The 19,931-nt window shown below is 52.0% G+C and carries 11 protein-coding genes, 3 tRNA genes and 4 rRNA genes; 10 read left to right on the top strand and 8 right to left on the bottom strand.

Going from position 1 to position 19,931, the window contains the following annotated elements; genetic code table 11:
- The first annotated feature begins 286 nt into the window (after positions 1–286).
- From LOZ86_RS16330 to LOZ86_RS16295, 8 genes are all read left to right on the top strand, one after another.
- Positions 287–1,828 (top strand): 16S ribosomal RNA (locus LOZ86_RS16330).
- A 73-nt stretch (positions 1,829–1,901) separates the two neighbouring features.
- Positions 1,902–1,978 (top strand) — tRNA-Ile (locus tag LOZ86_RS16325).
- Between the two features lie 42 nt (positions 1,979–2,020).
- Positions 2,021–2,096 (top strand) — tRNA-Ala (locus LOZ86_RS16320).
- 220 nt (positions 2,097–2,316) lie between these two features.
- Positions 2,317–5,226: ribosomal RNA gene (locus LOZ86_RS16315) — 23S ribosomal RNA — on the top strand.
- 124 nt (positions 5,227–5,350) lie between these two features.
- A 5S ribosomal RNA gene (rrf, locus tag LOZ86_RS16310) occupies positions 5,351–5,466 on the top strand.
- 18 nt (positions 5,467–5,484) lie between these two features.
- Positions 5,485–5,560, top strand: a tRNA-Thr gene (locus tag LOZ86_RS16305).
- Between the two features lie 37 nt (positions 5,561–5,597).
- A 5S ribosomal RNA gene (rrf, locus tag LOZ86_RS16300) occupies positions 5,598–5,713 on the top strand.
- The 16S, 23S and 5S rRNA genes sit together here with 3 tRNA genes alongside, the layout of an rRNA operon.
- A gap of 303 nt (positions 5,714–6,016) precedes the next feature.
- Positions 6,017–7,297 carry an MFS transporter gene (locus LOZ86_RS16295; protein ID WP_039487030.1) on the top strand — a complete coding sequence of 427 codons (1,281 nt, stop codon included), beginning with the start codon at positions 6,017–6,019 and terminating at the stop codon, positions 7,295–7,297.
- Between the two features lie 110 nt (positions 7,298–7,407).
- Here LOZ86_RS16295 and pssA read toward each other — a convergent pair whose 3' ends face one another.
- From pssA to trxC, 4 genes are all read right to left on the bottom strand, one after another.
- Positions 7,408–8,763, bottom strand: coding sequence for a CDP-diacylglycerol--serine O-phosphatidyltransferase (gene pssA, locus LOZ86_RS16290; RefSeq protein WP_039487028.1), 1,356 nt, complete (start codon positions 8,761–8,763; stop codon positions 7,408–7,410).
- A gap of 197 nt (positions 8,764–8,960) precedes the next feature.
- Entirely contained in the window at positions 8,961–11,612 is a 2,652-nt protein-coding gene (locus LOZ86_RS16285) for a bifunctional acetate--CoA ligase family protein/GNAT family N-acetyltransferase (RefSeq protein ID WP_039487026.1), read from the bottom strand.
- A gap of 32 nt (positions 11,613–11,644) precedes the next feature.
- The gene (locus LOZ86_RS16280) at positions 11,645–12,358 is read right to left on the bottom strand and encodes a tRNA-uridine aminocarboxypropyltransferase (protein ID WP_039513984.1); all 714 of its coding nucleotides are present in this window, start codon (positions 12,356–12,358) and stop codon (positions 11,645–11,647) included.
- A 182-nt stretch (positions 12,359–12,540) separates the two neighbouring features.
- Complete coding sequence (trxC, locus tag LOZ86_RS16275; protein ID WP_039487025.1) at positions 12,541–12,960, bottom strand: thioredoxin TrxC; 420 nt, start codon at positions 12,958–12,960, stop codon at positions 12,541–12,543.
- Between the two features lie 249 nt (positions 12,961–13,209).
- On the opposite strand from trxC, the gene LOZ86_RS16270 reads away from it, so the two are divergent.
- Both LOZ86_RS16270 and LOZ86_RS16265 read left to right on the top strand, forming a co-directional pair.
- Positions 13,210–14,361, top strand: coding sequence for a tRNA/rRNA methyltransferase (locus LOZ86_RS16270; RefSeq protein WP_039487023.1), 1,152 nt, complete (start codon positions 13,210–13,212; stop codon positions 14,359–14,361).
- Positions 14,362–14,430: 69 nt separating this feature from the next.
- On the top strand, positions 14,431–14,865 hold the full coding sequence (locus LOZ86_RS16265; RefSeq protein WP_039487021.1) for a DUF3574 domain-containing protein: 435 nt from the start codon (positions 14,431–14,433) through the stop codon (positions 14,863–14,865).
- Positions 14,866–14,914: 49 nt separating this feature from the next.
- On the opposite strand, the gene LOZ86_RS16260 is transcribed toward LOZ86_RS16265, so the two are convergent.
- The 4 genes from LOZ86_RS16260 to mprA form a co-directional block, all read right to left on the bottom strand.
- Positions 14,915–16,099, bottom strand: coding sequence for a NupC/NupG family nucleoside CNT transporter (locus LOZ86_RS16260; RefSeq protein ID WP_039513975.1), 1,185 nt, complete (start codon positions 16,097–16,099; stop codon positions 14,915–14,917).
- Positions 16,100–16,306: 207 nt separating this feature from the next.
- Positions 16,307–17,803 carry a multidrug efflux MFS transporter permease subunit EmrB gene (gene emrB / locus LOZ86_RS16255; protein WP_207783187.1) on the bottom strand — a complete coding sequence of 499 codons (1,497 nt, stop codon included), beginning with the start codon at positions 17,801–17,803 and terminating at the stop codon, positions 16,307–16,309.
- 56 nt (positions 17,804–17,859) lie between these two features.
- Positions 17,860–19,035: a multidrug efflux MFS transporter periplasmic adaptor subunit EmrA gene (gene emrA / locus LOZ86_RS16250; protein WP_039513970.1), complete on the bottom strand. Its 1,176-nt coding sequence runs from the start codon at positions 19,033–19,035 to the stop codon at positions 17,860–17,862.
- Positions 19,036–19,309: 274 nt separating this feature from the next.
- Positions 19,310–19,825, bottom strand: coding sequence for a transcriptional repressor MprA (gene mprA / locus LOZ86_RS16245; RefSeq protein WP_039318163.1), 516 nt, complete (start codon positions 19,823–19,825; stop codon positions 19,310–19,312).
- Positions 19,826–19,931 lie beyond the last annotated feature (106 nt).

Raw genomic sequence — 19,931 nt, 5'->3', positions numbered from 1 at the left:
CAACAGCGACATGCGGTTGTGGTGACAGCAAAAAGATTCAACGAAGGCAATCAGTAATGATTTGACTTCACAGCGGAAAAGCATAGTATATGCAGCCCGCGCCACCGATGAAGTGGCACTGCTCTTTAACAATTTAATCAGACAATCTGTGTGGGCACTCACAAGACCGTATCTTAAACGATATAAAAAGTCTTGAAGAGTGAACAACAGTGAAATTCATTACGAATGAACAGTTACTAATTCTTTGAGCATCGCTTCTCGAGTAGAAGCAAATCAAACAAATCTTAAATTGAAGAGTTTGATCATGGCTCAGATTGAACGCTGGCGGCAGGCCTAACACATGCAAGTCGAGCGGTAGCACAGGAGAGCTTGCTCTCTGGGTGACGAGCGGCGGACGGGTGAGTAATGTCTGGGAAACTGCCTGATGGAGGGGGATAACTACTGGAAACGGTAGCTAATACCGCATAACCTCGCAAGAGCAAAGAGGGGGACCTTCGGGCCTCTCGCCATCAGATGTGCCCAGATGGGATTAGCTAGTAGGTGAGGTAATGGCTCACCTAGGCGACGATCCCTAGCTGGTCTGAGAGGATGACCAGCCACACTGGAACTGAGACACGGTCCAGACTCCTACGGGAGGCAGCAGTGGGGAATATTGCACAATGGGCGCAAGCCTGATGCAGCCATGCCGCGTGTGTGAAGAAGGCCTTCGGGTTGTAAAGCACTTTCAGCGGGGAGGAAGGCGGTAAGGTTAATAACCTTATCGATTGACGTTACCCGCAGAAGAAGCACCGGCTAACTCCGTGCCAGCAGCCGCGGTAATACGGAGGGTGCAAGCGTTAATCGGAATGACTGGGCGTAAAGCGCACGCAGGCGGTCTGTTAAGTTGGATGTGAAATCCCCGGGCTTAACCTGGGAACTGCATTCAAAACTGACAGGCTAGAGTCTTGTAGAGGGGGGTAGAATTCCAGGTGTAGCGGTGAAATGCGTAGAGATCTGGAGGAATACCGGTGGCGAAGGCGGCCCCCTGGACAAAGACTGACGCTCAGGTGCGAAAGCGTGGGGAGCAAACAGGATTAGATACCCTGGTAGTCCACGCTGTAAACGATGTCGACTTGGAGGTTGTGCCCTTGAGGCGTGGCTTCCGGAGCTAACGCGTTAAGTCGACCGCCTGGGGAGTACGGCCGCAAGGTTAAAACTCAAATGAATTGACGGGGGCCCGCACAAGCGGTGGAGCATGTGGTTTAATTCGATGCAACGCGAAGAACCTTACCTACTCTTGACATCCAGAGAATTTGCTAGAGATAGCTTAGTGCCTTCGGGAACTCTGAGACAGGTGCTGCATGGCTGTCGTCAGCTCGTGTTGTGAAATGTTGGGTTAAGTCCCGCAACGAGCGCAACCCTTATCCTTTGTTGCCAGCGATTCGGTCGGGAACTCAAAGGAGACTGCCGGTGATAAACCGGAGGAAGGTGGGGATGACGTCAAGTCATCATGGCCCTTACGAGTAGGGCTACACACGTGCTACAATGGCGTATACAAAGAGAAGCGACCTCGCGAGAGTAAGCGGACCTCATAAAGTACGTCGTAGTCCGGATTGGAGTCTGCAACTCGACTCCATGAAGTCGGAATCGCTAGTAATCGTAGATCAGAATGCTACGGTGAATACGTTCCCGGGCCTTGTACACACCGCCCGTCACACCATGGGAGTGGGTTGCAAAAGAAGTAGGTAGCTTAACCTTCGGGAGGGCGCTTACCACTTTGTGATTCATGACTGGGGTGAAGTCGTAACAAGGTAACCGTAGGGGAACCTGCGGTTGGATCACCTCCTTACCAAAAAGATGTGTGTTAAGTGAAGTGCTCACACAGATTGTCTGATGAAAATAACGAGCAGAAATACCTTAATAGGCTTGTAGCTCAGGTGGTTAGAGCGCACCCCTGATAAGGGTGAGGTCGGTGGTTCAAGTCCACTCAGGCCTACCAACTCTCCCATGAGTGGTATCTAAGGTATCTGTAAGCAACGATGGGGTTATAGCTCAGCTGGGAGAGCGCCTGCCTTGCACGCAGGAGGTCTGCGGTTCGATCCCGCATAGCTCCACCATCAATACTCGCTATATAGAAAACTTCAGAGTGTACCTGTTTGGGTGCACTGCGACGTTTTGCTCTTTAACAATCTGGAACAAGCTGAAAATTGAAACATGACAGCTGAACATGCATTGATGCCTACGGGTATGAATGGCGTGTCAGTGTGTCAATGAGTCTCTCAAATAATCGCAGCACGACAGTGACTTTGATTAATCAAAGACACCTTCGGGTTGTGAGGTTAAGCGACTAAGCGTACACGGTGGATGCCTAGGCAGTCAGAGGCGATGAAGGGCGTGCTAATCTGCGATAAGCGTCGGTAAGCTGATATGAAGCGTTATACCCGACGATACCCGAATGGGGAAACCCAGTGTGTTTCGACACACTATCATTACGTGAATACATAGCGTAATGAGGCGAACCGGGGGAACTGAAACATCTCAGTACCCCGAGGAAAAGAAATCAACCGAGATTCCCCTAGTAGCGGCGAGCGAACGGGGAGGAGCCCAGAACCTGAATCAGTTTGTGTGTTAGTGGAAGCGTCTGGAAAGTCGCACAGTAAAGGGTGATAGTCCCGTACACAAAAATGCACAGATTGTGAGTTCGATGAGTAGGGCGGGACACGTGACATCCTGTCTGAATATGTGGGGACCATCCTCCAAGGCTAAATACTCCTGACTGACCGATAGTGAACCAGTACCGTGAGGGAAAGGCGAAAAGAACCCCGGCGAGGGGAGTGAAATAGAACCTGAAACCGTGTACGTACAAGCAGTGGGAGCCTTGATTAATCAGGGTGACTGCGTACCTTTTGTATAATGGGTCAGCGACTTATATTCTGTAGCAAGGTTAACCGTATAGGGGAGCCGTAGGGAAACCGAGTCTTAACTGGGCGTTAAGTTGCAGGGTATAGACCCGAAACCCGGTGATCTAGCCATGGGCAGGTTGAAGGTTGGGTAACACTAACTGGAGGACCGAACCGACTAATGTTGAAAAATTAGCGGATGACTTGTGGCTGGGGGTGAAAGGCCAATCAAACCGGGAGATAGCTGGTTCTCCCCGAAAGCTATTTAGGTAGCGCCTCGTGAATTCATCTTCGGGGGTAGAGCACTGTTTCGGCTAGGGGGTCATCCCGACTTACCAACCCGATGCAAACTACGAATACCGAAGAATGTTATCACGGGAGACACACGGCGGGTGCTAACGTTCGTCGTGAAGAGGGAAACAACCCAGACCGCCAGCTAAGGTCCCAAAGTCATGGTTAAGTGGGAAACGATGTGGGAAGGCACAGACAGCCAGGATGTTGGCTTAGAAGCAGCCATCATTTAAAGAAAGCGTAATAGCTCACTGGTCGAGTCGGCCTGCGCGGAAGATGTAACGGGGCTAAACCATGCACCGAAGCTGCGGCAGCGACACTTAGGTGTTGTTGGGTAGGGGAGCGTTCTGTAAGCCGTCGAAGGTGGCCTGTGAGGGCTGCTGGAGGTATCAGAAGTGCGAATGCTGACATAAGTAACGATAATGCGGGTGAAAAACCCGCACGCCGGAAGACCAAGGGTTCCTGTCCAACGTTAATCGGGGCAGGGTGAGTCGACCCCTAAGGCGAGGCTGAAAAGCGTAGTCGATGGGAAACAGGTTAATATTCCTGTACTTGGTGTTACTGCGAAGGGGGGACGGAGAAAGCTAGGTTATCCGGGCGACGGTTGTCCCGGTTTAAGCGTGAAGGTGGATGACTTTGGTAAATCCGGGTCATCATTAACACTGAGGCGTGATGACGAGTCACTACGGTGATGAAGTAACCGATGCTACGCTTCCAGGAAAAGCCTCTAAGCTCCAGGTAACATTAAATCGTACCCCAAACCGACACAGGTGGTCAGGTAGAGAATACTCAGGCGCTTGAGAGAACTCGGGTGAAGGAACTAGGCAAAATGGTGCCGTAACTTCGGGAGAAGGCACGCTGATGGTAGGTGAAGTGACTTGCTCACGGAGCTGAAATCAGTCGAAGATACCAGCTGGCTGCAACTGTTTAATAAAAACACAGCACTGTGCAAACACGAAAGTGGACGTATACGGTGTGACGCCTGCCCGGTGCCGGAAGGTTAATTGATGGGGTCAGCCGCAAGGCGAAGCTCTTGATCGAAGCCCCGGTAAACGGCGGCCGTAACTATAACGGTCCTAAGGTAGCGAAATTCCTTGTCGGGTAAGTTCCGACCTGCACGAATGGCGTAATGATGGCCAGGCTGTCTCCACCCGAGACTCAGTGAAATTGAACTCGCTGTGAAGATGCAGTGTACCCGCGGCAAGACGGAAAGACCCCGTGAACCTTTACTATAGCTTGACACTGAACCTTGAGCCTTGATGTGTAGGATAGGTGGGAGGCTTTGAAGCGTGGACGCCAGTCTGCGTGGAGCCAACCTTGAAATACCACCCTTTAATGTTTGATGTTCTAACGTAGGCCCGTAATCCGGGTTGCGGACAGTGTCTGGTGGGTAGTTTGACTGGGGCGGTCTCCTCCCAAAGCGTAACGGAGGAGCACGAAGGTTAGCTAATCCTGGTCGGACATCAGGAGGTTAGTGCAAAGGCATAAGCTAGCTTGACTGCGAGAGTGACAGCTCGAGCAGGTGCGAAAGCAGGTCTTAGTGATCCGGTGGTTCTGAATGGAAGGGCCATCGCTCAACGGATAAAAGGTACTCCGGGGATAACAGGCTGATACCGCCCAAGAGTTCATATCGACGGCGGTGTTTGGCACCTCGATGTCGGCTCATCACATCCTGGGGCTGAAGTAGGTCCCAAGGGTATGGCTGTTCGCCATTTAAAGTGGTACGCGAGCTGGGTTTAGAACGTCGTGAGACAGTTCGGTCCCTATCTGCCGTGGGCGTTGGAAGATTGAGAGGGGTTGCTCCTAGTACGAGAGGACCGGAGTGAACGCACCACTGGTGTTCGGGTTGTGATGCCAATTGCATTGCCCGGTAGCTAAGTGCGGAAGAGATAACCGCTGAAAGCATCTAAGCGGGAAACTTGCCTCGAGATGAGTCTTCCCTGGGCACTAGATGCCCCTGAAGGGCCGTTGAAGACGACGACGTAGATAGGCTGGGTGTGTAAGCGTAGCGATACGTTGAGCTAACCAGTACTAATGACCCGAGAGGCTTAACCTTACAACACCGAAGGTGTTTTGAGACGACTCAAAGAGATTTTGATAATCAGCTTGTTCAAAGATTGGTTCTGATGGTTGTGCACACTGAAAAGTGAGGTATAACGGTTGGAATGAAACAGAATTTGCCTGGCGGCGATAGCGCGGTGGTCCCACCTGACCCCATGCCGAACTCAGAAGTGAAACGCCGTAGCGCCGATGGTAGTGTGGGGTCTCCCCATGTGAGAGTAGGGAACTGCCAGGCATCAAATTATACAGGTGCGCTGATATGGCTCAGTTGGTAGAGCGCACCCTTGGTAAGGGTGAGGTCCCCAGTTCGACTCTGGGTATCAGCACCAGTTATTTAGGTTAATGTTCGGCTTAAAAAAGAATTTACCTGGCGGCGATAGCGCGGTGGTCCCACCTGACCCCATGCCGAACTCAGAAGTGAAACGCCGTAGCGCCGATGGTAGTGTGGGGCTTCCCCATGTGAGAGTAGGGAACTGCCAGGTTTCAATTAAGATAAAAGGCCATCCTTACAGGATGGCCTTTTGTTTATTTCTATTTCAGGATAGTAAACTCTTCCTTTTACCTGAATAGACTCTGCTTATCTTCTTATTAACCCACCTCATAATAACGTCCTGTTTGTTACCGCTTTATTTATCCGTGTTTCAGTTAAGGATAATTAAAGGCACGGTTTGCGTTGTTACATTAATAAATTATTACAATCAGGAACTTTTTGCCTCAGGGTTTAAGTGCTGCTTTACTATAGCGGGCATCGTTTTATGCCCGAAAAAACAGGAGAATAAAATAGGATGACTGATCTAACGGAAAATGCGAAAGATACGCGTCAGCGTATCCGAGCTATAGTTGGCGCTTCATCGGGTAATTTGGTTGAGTGGTTTGATTTTTATGTTTATTCCTTTTGCTCAATCTATTTTGCCCATATCTTTTTCCCTTCGGGAAATACCACCACTCAATTACTACAAACCGCAGGGGTTTTTGCAGCAGGCTTTTTAATGAGACCGATAGGCGGTTGGCTTTTCGGTTACATTGCTGACAAGCATGGTCGTAAAAATTCAATGCTAATTTCAGTCTGCATGATGTGCTTTGGATCTCTGGTTATTGCATGTTTACCGGGATATGAAACCATTGGCACCTGGGCTCCTTTTTTACTGTTATTAGCCCGTTTATTTCAGGGGCTTTCTGTCGGTGGAGAATACGGCACGAGCGCAACGTATATGAGTGAAGTTGCTGTTGAGGGAAGGAAAGGGTTCTATGCTTCTTTCCAGTATGTCACGCTGATTGGCGGTCAGCTGCTGGCGCTGTTAGTCGTTGTGATATTACAACAGGTTCTGAGTGATGAGGATCTGCGGGCGTGGGGATGGCGTATTCCTTTTGCTCTCGGCGCTGTTTTGGCGATTGTTGCGCTTTATTTACGTCGCTCTTTGAATGAAACCTCTGATAAAACAACCCGCGGACATAAAGATGCTGGCTCGCTTGCGGGTTTGTGGAAACATCGTCGCGCTTTTATTACCGTATTGGGTTTTACGGCCGGTGGTTCTTTAGCTTTTTATACGTTTACCACTTACATGCAAAAATATCTGGTGAATACAGCCGGAATGGATGCGAAAACAGCTAGCGGATTAATGACCCTCGCACTGTTTATCTTTATGCTGCTGCAGCCGTTCTTTGGTGCGATGTCGGATAAGATTGGCCGTCGTAGCTCAATGCTCTGTTTCGGCGGATTTGCTGCATTGCTGACAGTTCCCATTCTGACGGTGCTACAGAGTGTGACGAGCCCTGTCATTGCCTTCTCGTTAGTCATGCTTTCACTGATTATTGTCAGTTTCTACACGTCCATCAGCGGCATTTTAAAAGCAGAAATGTTTCCGCCTGAAGTCCGGGCATTGGGCGTAGGCTTATCTTATGCGGTTGCTAATGCGCTGTTTGGTGGGTCGGCTGAGTATGTTGCACTTTCGCTGAAATCGTTTGGTATGGAAACGGCCTTCTTCTGGTACGTCTCAGTGATGGGGGCTGTTGCGTTTATTGTGTCATTGACGCTGCATCGCAGAGGCAAGGGAATGAAGCTTTAGTTTTCAGATCGCTGCCATAACGCCTGGCTGGCAGCTGCACCGGCCAGGCTCCCAAATGACAATAAAAAAACCTCGGCTTCCGAGGTTTTTTTTAAAGCAGAGCACGGATCTTAGAGAATACGACTGATGAGTCGATCGATACGGATACGGCGCAGACGTCGTATCAACTTGCGGACTTTCACTGGATATTGCGCAATGCTCTCCAGTTCCGTATAGCTTTGTACGACGTGAGTGTGCGTCCTGATCGTGTCCAGCTCGTCCAGACGTTGCTGCAATAGAACCTTCTGAGGATCGTGAATCAGGATGGCATTTTCCAGATCCAGACGCCATGCGCGCGGGTTAAGGTTATTCCCCGTCAACAGTTGCCACTTGTCATCTACCCACATGCCTTTCAGATGGAAGCTATTATCACCGTCTTTCCATAGCCGCACAACAAGCTGCTGATTCTCAATATAGCGTTCCAGACGACTCAGAAAACGGCGTAGGTTGATCTCATAGAGATACGGTAACGCGCCGATGATTTTGAAAGGCTGGTCTTCTGGAATATAGAAATCGTTAGCGGTCTTATCACCGATAATAATTTCTACTTTTTTACCGTCTCGTAATAGCCGGATGATATTTCTCACCAGCAGCGCTGGCAGGTTGAAATAGGGGGTACAGATAACCACATGCTCATCAGCGCAATACATCAGGTGATGTATGGTCTTATTCAGCGGACTTTGTTTTCCTAACCCGACCAGTGGCGTGACGGTTAATTCGTTCGCGTCCGCGCTGTGTTCCGGAGCCTGATAATTGGCAGTACGCAACGTTTGGCGGAACTGCTTAATATCATTTTTGATTTCCAGACTCTTCGGGCGGTCGGTATGATCCAACCGCTGTACTGCCGGAGCCGACAGCATGGTCTGGATATATTGCACCATCGTATCGGCCAATGCCGGATTATGAATCAGCTGATAGCGGTCATAACGGTATTTTTGATGTTGGTGCAGATAAACATCATTCAGGCTGGCCCCGCTGTAGATGACTGTGTCATCGACAATGAAGCCTTTCAGGTGCAGCACGCCCAAGGCTTCGCGCGTGTTGACAGGAATACCATAGATAGGGAAATGCGTGTCTGGATGTTTTTTCGCCATATCGCAATACCAATCGGCATTGGTATTTTCTGCCACTGCGCCGATCCTGCCGCGCTGAGCACGATGCCAGTCTACCAGAACACGGACATCAAGCTCTGGGCACTGCCGTTTGGCTTCATAAATTGCGGATAGAACCCCCATGCCGCCATCATCGCGCTCAAGATATAACGCCACGATATAGATGCGTTTTTTAGCACTCAAAATGGCGTTAATCAGCGTCGTGCGGAAAAGCTCAGGCGAATGCAACGTCTGAACATCATCTGCGTTCTGAGGAATTCTGGGCAGTTGTGCAAGGTGCTGTTGGTATTTATTGCGTTTAAAATTTGACAGCATCACAGTGCGTTTCTTCTCTCATCAGTTTATACCCACCATACTTCGAACTGAATTAGGGTATATGACCTTCTGGTCATTATCAAAAGTTAAGGAGTAGCCGAATGGGCGATAATACCATTACTTTCCGGCTATTGTGAGTCTGTTTTGCCATTGAATCGGTATCACAATTCCCGTTGCAAGAGCCATGTCACGTCTTGCTATCCATTCTTCAGCGGCAATTCCAGTGTCACAATTCCCTCTTCTAATTGTACGTCGATGTGAAAACCGAGCTTTTTGGACAGCTGGATCATACCTTGATTATGCGGCATGGTGATGCCAGTCAAGCGGGAGAGACCATGCGCTTTGGCGTAATCAATCAGCTTTTCCAACAGGCGTCTGCCAAGGCCCAGCCCTTTTAGATCGGATCGCACCAGCACGGCAAATTCCGCATCCGTATTATCCGGATCGGAAATCGCACGCGTCACGCCAATAATCTCAGTCTCCTTACCGAGTTGGCGCACGGCAACGAATGCCATCTCACGATCGTAGTCAATTTGTGTCATATTGGCTAAGTCTTCGTGAGTAAATTCATTAATTTCGCTGAAATAACGGTAATACAGGTCTTCTTTCGTCACTCTTGCAATGAACGAACTGAGTAGCGGCTCATCTTCCGGCAAAATTGGCCGGAACAGACAGCTATCACCATTTTTGAGGGTGACCGTTTCTTCCAACTCGTGTGGATAAGGGCGGATTGCCAGCCTTGACTGCGGATCGCCACTGAATGGTGTCAGATGCAGCGTGACATCCAGCAGCGTAAAGGTGTCCCCAGACGCCAGCAGAGGATGAATGTCTAGCCGGGAAATCTCAGGGCAGTCGAGAATCAGGTTGGATACCTGAACCAGCAAGCGGCTGAGTGCGGGAATGTCCAGCGGACGCAGCGCGCTGTATTCTCGAATTTTGCCGCCTTTTACCGCTTGCAGCACCAAATAACGGGCTAGCGTCATATTCAGCGGAGGCAGGGCGACGGCAGCTTGTTTTTCTCGCCACTCAACACCGCCTTCTCCTAGCATAATCAGCGGGCCGAAAACGGGATCCTGCTCGACGGCAATTCTAAGTTCCTGCGCACCAGCGCGATTTGCCATACTCTGCACTAACAGGCCGTAAATGCGTGCCTGTGGGTAGGTGCGTTTCACTCGGTCAAGAATGGCATCTGCCGCCTGCTGGACTTCTCTCGCGGTTCGCAGGTATAACATGACGCCCTGAACTTCCGATTTATGCGGAATATCTGGCGATCTCAGCTTAATCGCGACTGGGTAGCCAATTTGCTCGGCGATATGGACGGCTTCCGCGCTGTCACCTGCAATCCAGGTGGGTAACGTATCCAAACCGTAGGCTTGCAGGATCGGCTGAACTTCATGCGTGTCGAGCTGCGTCACGCCGTCTGACAGCGCCTGATGAATCAGCGCATGTGCCTGACTGGCATTGATGCCTAAATTCAGCGGTAGCGCCGGAGTTTCCTTTAGCTGTTTCTGATTACGTCGATATTCGACGGTATGCATAAATGCCGTGACCGCGCCTTCTGGCGTGCGATAGGTCGGAATGCCTGCGTCGTTAAACAAACGTCGTGCTTCCTGCGAGGAGAACTCACCGCACCAGTTGGTCAGCAGCGTAATTCTTTTCCCACGCGGATGCTGTTGGAAGAGCGTGATTAGATGAGATGCGCTATCGGTGCCGGGAGCCGCGGCGCTGGGCGCGTGAATGATTAAGAGTGCATCGACTTCATCGCTGTCCAGTAATACTGAAACCGCTGCCAGATAGCGAGCCGCAGTCGCGTCATCACGCAGATCGAGCGGATTGCCGATCGTGACGGTCGACGGCAGCGCTTCCTGTAGCGCTTGTCGGGTCGCCTCGCTGAGCTGTGCCAGCTTGCCTTGTCGACTGAGGAACTGGTCCAACGCCTGTGCAGCGGGCGATGCGCCATTGCTCACCAGCATCAGGCGTTCACCACGCAGCGGCCGCAGGTGGCTTAAGGTTTCCACCGCGGAAAAAAGCTCATGTGTATCCCGTACCCGTAACAAACCTGCACGTTGAATTGCTGCATCGTAGGCGGCATCCAAACCGTGGCGCTGGTCATTCAACAGTTGCTGTGCCTGCTGGCTGCGCCCGCTTTTTATAACCAGTATCGGTTTATTCCGGGATGCGCTACGAGAAGCGGAAAGAAAGCGGCGCGCATCGCTGATATGTTCCAGATGCAGCAGAATCGCACTGGTTTTTCCATCGCGTGCCAGAAAATCTAACAGGTCGTCGACATCGATATCCAGACTGTCGCCCAGTGCAATGAAATAGGAAAAGCCAATACCGCGCTGCTGCGCCCAGTCCAGTATCGTGTTGGATACGGCGGCCGACTGCGAAATGAATGCCAGCTTGCCTTTCATAATCGGGACAGGGGAGAAACTGGCATTCAGGCCTTGCCAGGGCGCGAGTAGCCCGAGGCTATTGGGGCCAAGCAGGCGCATGTGGTAGCGCACGGCGCAGGCTTTTAATTCGCTGAACTGGGTTGGCGGTGCGGAGAGAATGATGACCGTTTTACAGCCTTTTTGCCCCAGATCTTCTAACAGCGTGAGATTACGGCTGGCGTTGGTGCAAATCACGGCAAGATCGGGTGTCATCGGCAGGCTGGCGACCGTCGGGTAGGCCAGCACGCCGCAAACGGCACGATATTTCGGGGTAACAGGCAGCACGGGGCCGCTGAAATGGCCGTCCAGCAAGTTTTTCATCATCAGAAAGCCGGCTCTTCCCGGTTTTTCTGACGCGCCGAGAACGGCGATAGACTTAGGGCGTAACAGTGCTTCCAATCCGCGCTGGCTCATGCGTCACTCCTTCAGATCAATCCCCTTTGATACTAAACGCTTTCTGCCGCTTGTGCTGTGACGGTGGGTAAATTTTCCCGCACGCTGTGATGCGGTTTCCCTGCCAGATAGTGTCGTCGGAAACGGTCAAAATGCTGTGATAGTGCATCGGCCGCGACAATATCCCCCGCCTGTGCAAGCAGAGCGATGGCAATTTCAGCGGTGCAGTGCTGCCCTGCGCTGCTTGCTTCACGCAGTTGATAGCGGGACAGTGCCTCTACATTCAGCGACAGGATTGGCAGGTTGTCCAGATAAGGGCTTTTGCGGAACATTTTACGCGCTTCCGGCCAGGTACCGTCGAGTAAGACAAATAGCGCAGGCTTTTCCGTTGCGGGAAGCTGGTGAAACACCTGACGTCCTTCCTCCGCTGCATCGGCAAGGAAAACCAGATACGGCTGAACGTCCGGGTTTTGCAGAATAGCAAGCAACTCGGGATCGGGCTCGGTGCGTGACCAGCGAAACGCCTGCGTCTCAGGAAGAATATCGGCGATAAGACGTCCGGTATTGCTCGGCTTTAACGGTTCGGTATCAAACATTACCAGACAGACGCGGCTGCGGGACTCCTGCGCCTGAATGGTGTGACACAGGCAGTTGGTTGCGGGTAATAAACACTGCTGGCAGCGTACTACGCGGCAGCCACGGGCGCGAAACGGTTTGGTTGACTGCTCAAGACGTTGCTGGCGCAGGCGGAGTACGGCATTGTCCATGAGGGGACGGTTGACCATTAAAGGATGGTTGAGCATGAAATAGATGGCGCCATGAGATTCTGCAACGAACCTGCTTCGTTTTCATCATTGAGAAGCTGATTCAGAAAGGCGACATTCTAATCGACAGGCGGGTTGACCAAAAGGGTAGGAGACAATAATACCTACGCTCCTACCCTAATTCTCTATAGTGATTCGTCCAGCCAGCTCTCGAACTGTGCTTTTGGCAGCGCGCCGTTAAGGATGTCGACCATCTGGCCCTGTTTAAAGATCATGAGGGTTGGAATGCTGCGGATACGGAAACGTGCGCTGAGTGCTGGTTCGGCTTCGGTATTGACCTTAATAAAGCGGACTTTCCCGCTACGCTCTTGCGCGACATTTTCAAACACCGGGGCGAAGTTGACGCAGGGGCCACACCAAGGGGCCCAGAAATCGATCACAACGGGAAGATCGTCCTGTAACAGCTTATCGAGCGTCGCTTCTGTGGCATTGGTCACGTCACCGCTGAATAAGGTTTCTCCACAACGACCACACTTTGCATGGTCATCAACACGCTCTTCTGGCAGGCGATTGGTTGTTTGGCAAGATCCACATACCGTATTCATAACAGGGCCTCAGATAAAAGGGCTAAAATAAAGATGTCGCTGATAAAATGCGCGCAATGCGGCATTGGAAAGTCAGCAATATGTTGCTTAAGCGTGAATAAATTATGGTGGGGAGACATTATGGCAACAACGTGGTTTGCCCAATAGCTACAATAGCTTCTGACTGTTAGCGCTCTTTTACCACAAGCGTGTGGCTAAGCGGGTGTACATAAGGTAATCTTCGCGCCCAGCGCGTAGGTGGAGAGAACAATGAGCGATTCATTCAATAGTAAAAGCGGCAAAGTCCGTGTGATGTACGTCCGCAGTGATGATGAGGGCGAGAAAGAGAATAAAAACAAGCGCCCTGCTGAAAGAGATCGCCGTGGCGATCGGCGTGATGGCGGCGGCTCTCGCGATCAACGCGAAAAGCCGAAGCATCCACGTGATGTTAACCCGCGCTATGCCCGGGAAAATCCGTCCCGCGACGGCGATAGCAATGCGAAATCGCCGTGGGGCAATAAAGATCGTAACGAACGCAGCGGTGATAAGCCTCGCCGGCCGCGCGGTGACGATACCGGTGGTTATGAATCACCGTGGAAAACCGTGTCCCGTGCGCCAAGCGACAGCGAAACGCCGGACCATGGCGGTATCACAGGCAAGAGCCATATCGATCCTGAGCAACTGCGTCGCCAGCGTCAGGAAGAAACACGTGTCTACGGCGAAAATGCCTGTCAGGCGCTGTTTAAAAACCGTTCTGAAGTGATCGTTCGAGCCTGGTTCCTGCAAGAAGTGACGCCGCGTTTCCGCGATGCACTGCGCTGGATGGCGGCAAACCGCAAGGCTTACCATGTCGTGGAAGAGGAAGAGCTGGTTAAGGCTTCCGGCACCGAGCACCACGGCGGCGTGTGTTTCCTGATTAAAAAGCGTCAGGGAATGGATGTGCGTGAGTACCTGAAAACGGCTGGCGAGCAAGACTGTGTACTGGCGCTGGAAGATGTGGGTAACCCGCACAACCTCGGCGGCATTATGCGCAGCTGCGCGCATTTCGGTGTGAAAGGCGTGCTGGTGCAGGATGCGGCGCTGCTGGAATCCGGTGCAGCCGTACGCACGGCAGAAGGCGGTGCGGAACACGTTAAAGCGATCAACGCTGACGATTTCCTGTCCGTGTTGACGGAGTTCCGTAACGCAGGCTATACCATCGTGACCACGTCCAGCCATAAAGGCACGGCATTGTCGCAAGCGACGCTTCCGGCGAAAACCGTGATCGTGCTGGGTCAGGAAGGTGATGGTCTGTCGGATAGCGCTTGGCAGCAGGGGGACGTGAAAGTCTCTATCGGCGGTACCGGTAAGGTTGAAAGTCTGAATATTTCCGTCGCTACGGGCATTTTGCTGTCCGAGTGGTGGCGACAGAACCAGGCCTGATAGTACGCGTCAACGCTCAGGGAGAATGGGCTCCCTGAGTCGGTGTAACCACGGATGAGAGAACGATTAATGAAGCAGAAAATTATCGCGGTATCGTTACTGTTGGGTACATTGCTGGTAAGCGGTTGCAACTCGCTGCCGCGCTCGTCCGCTGCCGCTGCAACAGCCGCTGATGCGTGTCAGATTGGCGATAAACAGGTGCAGACCACGCTTTATTTTGGTTTGAATCGTCCCGCTGGCCCGGTGATTTCAGATGCCGAGTGGAAAGCCTTTTTGGATGGTGACGTTACGCCACGCTTTAAAGACGGGCTGACGGTGTTTGATGCCAAAGGACAATGGCTGGGGAATGATGGCGTGGTTGCCCGAGAGAACAGCAAGGCGCTGATGTTGATTCACGGCCCCGATCGGGAGCGTGATATTGAAGCGTTGCGTACGACTTACAAATCACGTTTCGCACAGGAATCCGTCATGCGGATTGATGCACCCGTCTGCGTCGCGTTCTGATTTTTCATCAGCCCCTGAAACGGGGCTGATGATTTTCAATCTATAAATATTACAGCACCAATCCCGCCACTGCCGCAGACAGTAAACTCACCAGCGTAGAACCATAAACCAGCTTCAGGCCGAAGCGCGATACCACGTTGCCCTGTGCTTCATTCAGCCCTTTGATGGCACCCGCGATAATGCCGATTGATGCGAAGTTGGCGAAGGAAATCAGGAATACGGACAGAATCCCCAGGCCGCGTGGCGACATCTCTGCCGCGATCTTCTTCAGTTCGATCATGGCAACGAATTCATTCGCCACCAGCTTGGTCGCCATGATGCTGCCCGCATTCAGGATATCGGAAGACGGAATACCGATCAGCCAGGCCAGCGGTGAAAAGACATAGCCCATAATCGCCTGGAAGCTAATACCGAAGACGGTGCTGAACAGCGCATTCACGGCGGCAATCAAGGCCACGAAGCCGATCAACATCGCCATGATAATCATCGCCACTTTAAATCCGGCAAGAATGTATTCCCCTAGCATTTCAAAGAAGCTTTGGTCTTCATGCAGCTTTTCCAGCTTCAGTTCTGGTTCGTCGTCAGGCTGGTAAGGGTTGATGATCAACAGAATGATAAAGGTGCTGAACATATTCAGAATCAGCGCAGCAACGACGTATTTGGCGTCCAGCATGGTCATGTAGGCGCTGATAATCGACATGGACACGGTCGACATTGCCGTCGCGGCCATTGTGTACATCCGCCGTGGCGACATGTCGGCGAGGATGCCCTTATAGACGATAAAATTCTCTGACTGCCCGAGCATCAGCGTACTCACCGCGTTAAACGATTCCAGCCTCCCCATCCCGTTCACCTTGGACAGCAGCGTGCCGATACCTTTGATAATAAACGGTAAAATTCGCCAGTGCTGCAAAATGCCGATCAGCGCAGAAATAAAGACGATAGGGCAGAGCACATTGAGGAAGATAAAGGAAAGTCCCTGCGCGTTCATCCCGCCGAACACAAAATCGGTGCCTTGATTAGCGAAAGATAATAGCTTTTCAAACAAACCGGCAAAGGCGCTAATCGCGTTAAGCCCGATGCTGGAATGTAAAAGGGAATAGGCCAGCAAAATTTCAATCACCAGCAGTTGCACAATAAAGCGCAGTCGGATGCGTTTTCTGTCGTGACTGACGAGCAGTGCCAGCAAAAAGATTGCCGCCGTTGCCAAAATGAAATGTAAAACCTGTGACATAAAAGAACCACGTAATCCCCGAATAAAAGAGGCGCATTGTAATCGGAATGTGAAAATATGTTTATCCCGAATCTGTAAATCCTTATTCGCTACCGCGCTATAAGGATGGCGAGACGTATTCGAATAATCAGGGGACGGTGGAAAGGGTAAAAGAGGGTTCCCCTTCGGCCAGTTGCTGACGGAAGGGGACAGAAAGCTTACGGCGAGTTAGTGCGCGCCACCGCCTCCACCGCCAGTGGTAAAGGGCGGTTTAGCGAACCAGACCAGCACCAGAAGGACCAGAAATACGGCCGCTGCGGCCCAGAATATTTCGTTGGCAGAAATAATCAGTCCCTGTGCGGTAATCTGCTCTGCGATGTAGGCTGAGGCCTGCGTTTGGCTCATTCCCATCGCCTGAAGCTGCTGGTACGTTTCCTGCGCTATCGGATTATAGGGCGTGATAGATTCCGTCAGGTGCGCATGGTGCAGCGATTCGCGCTGTGTCCAGAGCGTGGTGGTTAGCGACGTCCCGATCGATCCTGCCAGCGTCCGGGTAAAGTTCGACAGACTTGATGCTGCTGCCAAACGCTCCGGCGGTAGCCCGGACAGCGTGATGGTGGTCAGCGGCATGAAGAAGCAGGCGACGGCAAACCCCTGAACGAACTGTGGCCAGGCCGATGCGCCGAAATCCATGCCCGGCTCAAAGGTGTACGCGCGCCAGTAAAAACAGACGGCATACATGATAAAGCTGAACGTCACCAGTTTGCGCATATCCAGACGCGGTGCGAATCGACCGATAATCGGCGACAGTAACACTGGCATCAGCCCAACCGGTGCGGATGCCAGCCCAGCCCAGGTGGCGGTATAGCCATACACCTCCTGTAACAGCTGCGGCAAGAGCACGATCGCCCCGAAGTAAAACATATAGGCGAGGCTGATACATAGACAGCCAATGGTGAAGTTGCGCGATTTAAACAGCGACAAGTCCACCACTGGGTGGTCGTCCGTTAGCTCCCAGACAATCAGGAAGGCGATCGCAATCACTGCCACCACGGTCAGGGTGATGATTTCTGTCGAGTTAAACCAGTCCAGCTCTTTGCCCCGGTCGAGCATCATCTGAAGGCTGCCGATACCGACAACCAACAATGCCAGCCCGATGGTGTCGATGGGCTTGATCTCGGTTTTGGTTTCCCGCCCGCGTAGCGTTTGCATGGCAATAAACACCACGGCGATGCCCAACGGAACGTTGATGAAGAATATCCAGCCCCAGTGGTAGTTGTCGCTAATCCAGCCGCCCAGAATCGGGCCACAGATCGGCGCGACGACCACGGTCATCGACCATAGCGCCAGAGCGATGCTGCGTTTGGCGGGGGGATAATTGCTGAGCAACAGACTTTGTGACAGCGGGATCAGCGGCCCGGCGACAATCCCCTGCAAGACGCGGGAGAAAATCAGCATTTCCAGGCTGGTGGACATTCCGCACAGCCAGGATGTCAGGGCGAAGAGTGCCGTTGACCATAAAAACAGGCGGACTTCCCCAAACCGTTTGGCCAGCCAGCCGGTAATAGGAATAGAGATGGCGTTGGCGACCCCGAACGAGGTGATGACCCACGTTCCCTGTGAGTTGGACGCACCCAGATTACCGGCGATAGTCGGAATAGCGACGTTGGCGATGGTGGAGTCCAGCACCTGCATAAACGTTGCCAGCGACAGAGCAACGGTCATCCAGGCCAGACTGGCACCTTTAAGCGGTTCTCTCTGCACGTTTCTCTCCTGCCCGATTAACCGGCGTTCGCCTGAATAATGGCGCTGATTTCCTGATTAACAGGCGTGAGATTCAACGTCAAAGCATCACTTTGGTAGGCTGGCGTGGTGCGTGAGGTTTCTGCTAACGCGCTGCCTTCCGTATTGGCGGTATCGACATTAACCAGTGCGGACAGACCGATACGCAACGGATGTTCGGCAATCTGCTTCGGATCGATCTCAATACGCACGGGCAGGCGCTGAACGACCTTGATCCAGTTGCCAGTTGCGTTCTGAGCGGGCAGCAGAGAGAACGCGCTACCGGTCCCCATATCAAGGCCGACTACTTTTCCTTGGTACACGACATCGTCACCGTAGATATCCGCGATCACGGTAGCCGGTTGGCCGATGCGCATATTGGCTAACTGCGTCTCTTTGAAGTTCGCATCGACCCACAGGTGATTGGCTGGAACCACGGCCATCAGTGCTGACGTCGAAGAGATACGCGCGCCAATTTGCACGCTACGGCGTGAGACATAGCCGTCAATCGGGCTGACGATTTTGGTGCGCTGTAGCGCCAGCCAGGCATCGCGCATTTCTACGGAGGCTTGCTGTATGGCGGGTTGCTTCTCAAGCGGCGTATCCAGAATCATTGCCTGATTCGCCTGATATTGCTGTCTGGCGACTTCCAGCGCGGCTTTGGCGGTCGCGACGGCATCGCGAGCATGCTGCACTTCTTCACGCCCGATGGCATTGGCGCTGCCCAGCGCTTCCCGGCGGCTCAAGTCACTTTGTGCCTTGTTCAGCTCGGTTTGGCGTAACTCAATATTAGCCTGATACTGCTTACTGTTGATGATCAACTGGTGTGTCTGACGTACGCTATTGGCCAGTCCGGTTTTCGCGCGTTCAAACGTCTGCTGAGCATCAGTAGGATCCAGCTCCACCAGAATCTGTCCCTGCTTAACGAAATCGGTATTATCGACGTTAACATGGGTGACGCTGCCGCTGACCTGCGCCATGATCTGAATCTGATTACCGGCGACGTAGGCGTCGTCGGTACTTTGGTGGTGCCTGAGAATCAGATACCAGTAAACCAGCCAGACACAGCCCAGCGCGACGAAAATAAACGTTAGCAGTGATAGCACACGCTTACGTTGCTGTTTCTTGTTTCTTTGTGGCGTCTGCGGCACCTGATTTTCCACACTTTCACTCATGCTGTTCTCTCTCTTCTTATTTTCTTTGTATCGGCTATCGCACCAGACACAGCAGCCTGGCGATAGTCGCAATGAATTCATATTGCTGTGCGGCCCGGGGGGCTTAAGGTCGCCCGCCCGGAGCGTGAGATTGCCGTTTTGCTAAGCCGCATATCGCGGTTGCGAAGAGGTTATGCCTATTTTTTGCAGCAAAACGCCTCCGCCCGATACATAAGCATCGGATCATTCCGGGGGGAAAGGTGCTGACTATTGTTTTTTGTTGTTGTTTTTTCTGTTATTCGTTGACTGACTCGTCCATCTCATCCAGCCGAACCAAGAGCTTTCTCATCAGGCTTTCGAGCTGTTTTTGCTCACCAGATTCAAGTACCGAACAGAGCACATGGAGGCTGTGGTGCTGTGGTGGAATCAACTGGCCAAGAAACGCTTTGCCTTCTTCTGTCAGATGTAGGTGCAGGCAACGTCTGTCACTGCTGCTCTCGCGTCGTTCAATCCAGCCCCTTTTCTCCAGATCGTCAGCGATGCGCGTTGCATTGGTGCGCGACGATCCCAGCGCTGCACTGAGCTCTGAAGGCTGAATGCTATAAGACTCTTGAGATTCCAGCGTCAGCAATGCCATGAAGAGGGTTTCATTGATGCCCTGTTCTTTCAGCATTCTGTTTCTGTGTTCCAGGATTTTGCCCTGTACGTGCATGAACAAACGCAGCAGTAATACTTCCTGACGCGGGAAGTCGGGTTTGCGTGAAGCTCGTAGATCGAGCATTTGTTCTATAGGTGTGAATGAACTGTCCATTTCTTATATAAACCTCATTAATCACGGTGTGCATAGTAACTAATGTTACTAAGTGGGTAAACGGCATTCAGGTGGGAAATTGTGCTTATTTCTGTGACAGAAAGTA

The sequence above is a fragment of the Pectobacterium parvum genome (genome assembly GCF_020971565.1).
GTDB lineage: Bacteria > Pseudomonadota > Gammaproteobacteria > Enterobacterales > Enterobacteriaceae > Pectobacterium > Pectobacterium polare.
This window is presented reverse-complemented; position numbering and strand designations above follow the sequence as displayed.